2 tRNA genes and 2 rRNA genes are annotated in these 5,172 nt (G+C 52.0%); all 4 read left to right on the top strand.

Annotated elements, in window-relative coordinates:
- The first annotated feature begins 165 nt into the window (after nucleotides 1-165).
- The 4 genes from Q6A51_RS27160 (at nucleotide 166) to Q6A51_RS27145 (ending at nucleotide 5,048) form a co-directional block, all read left to right on the top strand.
- A 16S ribosomal RNA gene (locus Q6A51_RS27160) occupies nucleotides 166-1,704 on the top strand.
- Between the two features lie 64 nt (nucleotides 1,705-1,768).
- Nucleotides 1,769-1,845: transfer RNA gene (locus Q6A51_RS27155), tRNA-Ile, on the top strand.
- Nucleotides 1,846-1,852: 7 nt separating this feature from the next.
- A tRNA-Ala gene (locus Q6A51_RS27150) sits at nucleotides 1,853-1,928 on the top strand.
- A gap of 226 nt (nucleotides 1,929-2,154) precedes the next feature.
- A 23S ribosomal RNA gene (locus Q6A51_RS27145) occupies nucleotides 2,155-5,048 on the top strand.
- The 16S and 23S rRNA genes sit together here with 2 tRNA genes alongside, the layout of an rRNA operon.
- The last annotated feature ends 124 nt before the right edge of the window (nucleotides 5,049-5,172 follow it).

Below are 5,172 nucleotides of genomic sequence, written 5' to 3'. Positions count from 1 at the left end.
CCCACCGCTCTTTAACAACTGAATCAAGCAATTCGTGTGGGTGCTTGTGGTGTAAGACTGAAGTCAACAGATTATCAGCAACGCAAGTTACTCCGCGAGAAATCAAAGATGTAACCAACGATTGCTGAGCCAGGTTTAGGGTTTTCTCAAAACCCAACGATGTTTGAACTGAAGAGTTTGATCATGGCTCAGATTGAACGCTGGCGGCAGGCCTAACACATGCAAGTCGAGCGGCAGCACAGGTACTTGTACCGGGTGGCGAGCGGCGGACGGGTGAGTAATGCCTAGGAATCTGCCTGGTAGTGGGGGATAACGCTCGGAAACGGACGCTAATACCGCATACGTCCTACGGGAGAAAGCAGGGGACCTTCGGGCCTTGCGCTATCAGATGAGCCTAGGTCGGATTAGCTAGTTGGTGAGGTAAAGGCTCACCAAGGCGACGATCCGTAACTGGTCTGAGAGGATGATCAGTCACACTGGAACTGAGACACGGTCCAGACTCCTACGGGAGGCAGCAGTGGGGAATATTGGACAATGGGCGAAAGCCTGATCCAGCCATGCCGCGTGTGTGAAGAAGGTCTTCGGATTGTAAAGCACTTTAAGTTGGGAGGAAGGGTCGTTACCTAATACGTGACGATTTTGACGTTACCGACAGAATAAGCACCGGCTAACTCTGTGCCAGCAGCCGCGGTAATACAGAGGGTGCAAGCGTTAATCGGAATTACTGGGCGTAAAGCGCGCGTAGGTGGTTCGTTAAGTTGGATGTGAAATCCCCGGGCTCAACCTGGGAACTGCATCCAAAACTGGCGAGCTAGAGTAGGGCAGAGGGTGGTGGAATTTCCTGTGTAGCGGTGAAATGCGTAGATATAGGAAGGAACACCAGTGGCGAAGGCGACCACCTGGGCTCATACTGACACTGAGGTGCGAAAGCGTGGGGAGCAAACAGGATTAGATACCCTGGTAGTCCACGCCGTAAACGATGTCAACTAGCCGTTGGAATCCTTGAGATTTTAGTGGCGCAGCTAACGCATTAAGTTGACCGCCTGGGGAGTACGGCCGCAAGGTTAAAACTCAAATGAATTGACGGGGGCCCGCACAAGCGGTGGAGCATGTGGTTTAATTCGAAGCAACGCGAAGAACCTTACCAGGCCTTGACATCCAGTGAACTTACCAGAGATGGTTTGGTGCCTTCGGGAACACTGAGACAGGTGCTGCATGGCTGTCGTCAGCTCGTGTCGTGAGATGTTGGGTTAAGTCCCGTAACGAGCGCAACCCTTGTCCTTAGTTACCAGCACGTTATGGTGGGCACTCTAAGGAGACTGCCGGTGACAAACCGGAGGAAGGTGGGGATGACGTCAAGTCATCATGGCCCTTACGGCCTGGGCTACACACGTGCTACAATGGTCGGTACAGAGGGTTGCCAAGCCGCGAGGTGGAGCTAATCTCACAAAACCGATCGTAGTCCGGATCGCAGTCTGCAACTCGACTGCGTGAAGTCGGAATCGCTAGTAATCGCGAATCAGAATGTCGCGGTGAATACGTTCCCGGGCCTTGTACACACCGCCCGTCACACCATGGGAGTGGGTTGCACCAGAAGTAGCTAGTCTAACCTTCGGGGGGACGGTTACCACGGTGTGATTCATGACTGGGGTGAAGTCGTAACAAGGTAGCCGTAGGGGAACCTGCGGCTGGATCACCTCCTTAATCGACGACTCAGCTGTACCATAAGCTCCCACACGAATTGCTTGATTCATTGAAGAAGACGATTGGGTCTGTAGCTCAGTTGGTTAGAGCGCACCCCTGATAAGGGTGAGGTCGGCAGTTCGAATCTGCCCAGACCCACCAATTGTTTGGGGCCATAGCTCAGCTGGGAGAGCGCCTGCCTTGCACGCAGGAGGTCAGCGGTTCGATCCCGCTTGGCTCCACCACCTTATGTCAAAGCTTAGAAATGAGCATTCCACCGAAACGGTGTTTGAATGTTGATTTCTGATCTTTATCAGAATCGTTCTTTAAAAATTTGGGTATGTAATAGAAAGTTAGACTGGACAGCACTTTCACTGGTGTGTGTTCAGGCTAAGGTAAAATTTGTGAGTGAATTGCAAATTTTCGGCGAATGTCGTCTTCACAGTATAACCAGATTGCTTGGGGTTATATGGTCAAGTGAAGAAGCGCATACGGTGGATGCCTTGGCAGTCAGAGGCGATGAAAGACGTGGTAGCCTGCGAAAAGCTTCGGGGAGTCGGCAAACAGACTGTGATCCGGAGATGTCTGAATGGGGGAACCCAGCCATCATAAGATGGTTACCTTACACTGAATACATAGGTGTATGGAGCGAACCAGGGGAACTGAAACATCTAAGTACCCTGAGGAAAAGAAATCAACCGAGATTCCCTTAGTAGTGGCGAGCGAACGGGGACCAGCCCTTAAGTGGCTTTGAGATTAGCGGAACGCTCTGGAAAGTGCGGCCATAGTGGGTGATAGCCCTGTACGCGAAAATCTCTTGGTCATGAAATCGAGTAGGACGGGGCACGAGAAACCTTGTCTGAATATGGGGGGACCATCCTCCAAGGCTAAATACTACTGACTGACCGATAGTGAACCAGTACCGTGAGGGAAAGGCGAAAAGAACCCCGGAGAGGGGAGTGAAATAGATCCTGAAACCGTATGCGTACAAGCAGTGGGAGCCCACTTTGTTGGGTGACTGCGTACCTTTTGTATAATGGGTCAGCGACTTATATTCAGTGGCAAGCTTAACCGAATAGGGGAGGCGTAGCGAAAGCGAGTCTTAATAGGGCGTTTAGTCGCTGGGTATAGACCCGAAACCGGGCGATCTATCCATGGGCAGGTTGAAGGTTAGGTAACACTGACTGGAGGACCGAACCGACTACCGTTGAAAAGTTAGCGGATGACCTGTGGATCGGAGTGAAAGGCTAATCAAGCTCGGAGATAGCTGGTTCTCCTCGAAAGCTATTTAGGTAGCGCCTCATGTATCACTGTAGGGGGTAGAGCACTGTTTCGGCTAGGGGGTCATCCCGACTTACCAAACCGATGCAAACTCCGAATACCTACAAGTGCCGAGCATGGGAGACACACGGCGGGTGCTAACGTCCGTCGTGAAAAGGGAAACAACCCAGACCGTCAGCTAAGGTCCCAAAGTCATGGTTAAGTGGGAAACGATGTGGGAAGGCTTAGACAGCTAGGAGGTTGGCTTAGAAGCAGCCACCCTTTAAAGAAAGCGTAATAGCTCACTAGTCGAGTCGGCCTGCGCGGAAGATGTAACGGGGCTCAAACCATGCACCGAAGCTACGGGTATCATCTTTTGATGATGCGGTAGAGGAGCGTTCTGTAAGCCTGTGAAGGTGAGTTGAGAAGCTTGCTGGAGGTATCAGAAGTGCGAATGCTGACATGAGTAACGACAATGGGTGTGAAAAACACCCACGCCGAAAGACCAAGGTTTCCTGCGCAACGTTAATCGACGCAGGGTTAGTCGGTCCCTAAGGCGAGGCTGAAAAGCGTAGTCGATGGAAAACAGGTTAATATTCCTGTACTTCTGGTTATTGCGATGGAGGGACGGAGAAGGCTAGGCCAGCTTGGCGTTGGTTGTCCAAGTTTAAGGTGGTAGGCTGGAATCTTAGGTAAATCCGGGATTCTAAGGCCGAGAGCTGATGACGAGTGTTCTTTTAGAACACGAAGTGGTTGATGCCATGCTTCCAAGAAAAGCTTCTAAGCTTCAGGTAACCAGGAACCGTACCCCAAACCGACACAGGTGGTTGGGTAGAGAATACCAAGGCGCTTGAGAGAACTCGGGTGAAGGAACTAGGCAAAATGGCACCGTAACTTCGGGAGAAGGTGCGCCGGTGAGGGTGAAGGACTTGCTCCGTAAGCCCACGCCGGTCGAAGATACCAGGCCGCTGCGACTGTTTATTAAAAACACAGCACTCTGCAAACACGAAAGTGGACGTATAGGGTGTGACGCCTGCCCGGTGCCGGAAGGTTAATTGATGGGGTTAGCGCAAGCGAAGCTCTTGATCGAAGCCCCGGTAAACGGCGGCCGTAACTATAACGGTCCTAAGGTAGCGAAATTCCTTGTCGGGTAAGTTCCGACCTGCACGAATGGCGTAACGATGGCGGCGCTGTCTCCACCCGAGACTCAGTGAAATTGAAATCGCTGTGAAGATGCAGTGTATCCGCGGCTAGACGGAAAGACCCCGTGAACCTTTACTATAGCTTTGCACTGGACTTTGAATTTGCTTGTGTAGGATAGGTGGGAGGCTTTGAAGCGTGGACGCCAGTCTGCGTGGAGCCATCCTTGAAATACCACCCTGGCAACTTTGAGGTTCTAACTCAGGTCCGTTATCCGGATCGAGGACAGTGTATGGTGGGTAGTTTGACTGGGGCGGTCTCCTCCTAAAGAGTAACGGAGGAGTACGAAGGTGCGCTCAGACCGGTCGGAAATCGGTCGTAGAGTATAAAGGCAAAAGCGCGCTTGACTGCGAGACAGACACGTCGAGCAGGTACGAAAGTAGGTCTTAGTGATCCGGTGGTTCTGTATGGAAGGGCCATCGCTCAACGGATAAAAGGTACTCCGGGGATAACAGGCTGATACCGCCCAAGAGTTCATATCGACGGCGGTGTTTGGCACCTCGATGTCGGCTCATCACATCCTGGGGCTGAAGCCGGTCCCAAGGGTATGGCTGTTCGCCATTTAAAGTGGTACGCGAGCTGGGTTTAGAACGTCGTGAGACAGTTCGGTCCCTATCTGCCGTGGACGTTTGAGATTTGAGAGGGGCTGCTCCTAGTACGAGAGGACCGGAGTGGACGAACCTCTGGTGTTCCGGTTGTCACGCCAGTGGCATTGCCGGGTAGCTATGTTCGGAAAAGATAACCGCTGAAAGCATCTAAGCGGGAAACTTGCCTCAAGATGAGATCTCACTGGAACCTTGAGTTCCCTGAAGGGCCGTCGAAGACTACGACGTTGATAGGTGGGGTGTGTAAGTGCTGTGAGGCATTGAGCTAACCCATACTAATTGCCCGTGAGGCTTGACCATATAACACCCAAGCAATCTGCGAAGAGCAGGTTGTGGTGTAGTGAAGATGACGAACCGAAAGTTTGCGCCACACACACAAATTACCGAAAGATCTATTACACACCCATTCGCTGGCACGTACTCA

The sequence above is a fragment of the Pseudomonas serbiensis genome (assembly GCF_030580745.1).
Taxonomy (GTDB): Bacteria; Pseudomonadota; Gammaproteobacteria; order Pseudomonadales; family Pseudomonadaceae; genus Aquipseudomonas; species Aquipseudomonas serbiensis.
This window is presented reverse-complemented; position numbering and strand designations above follow the sequence as displayed.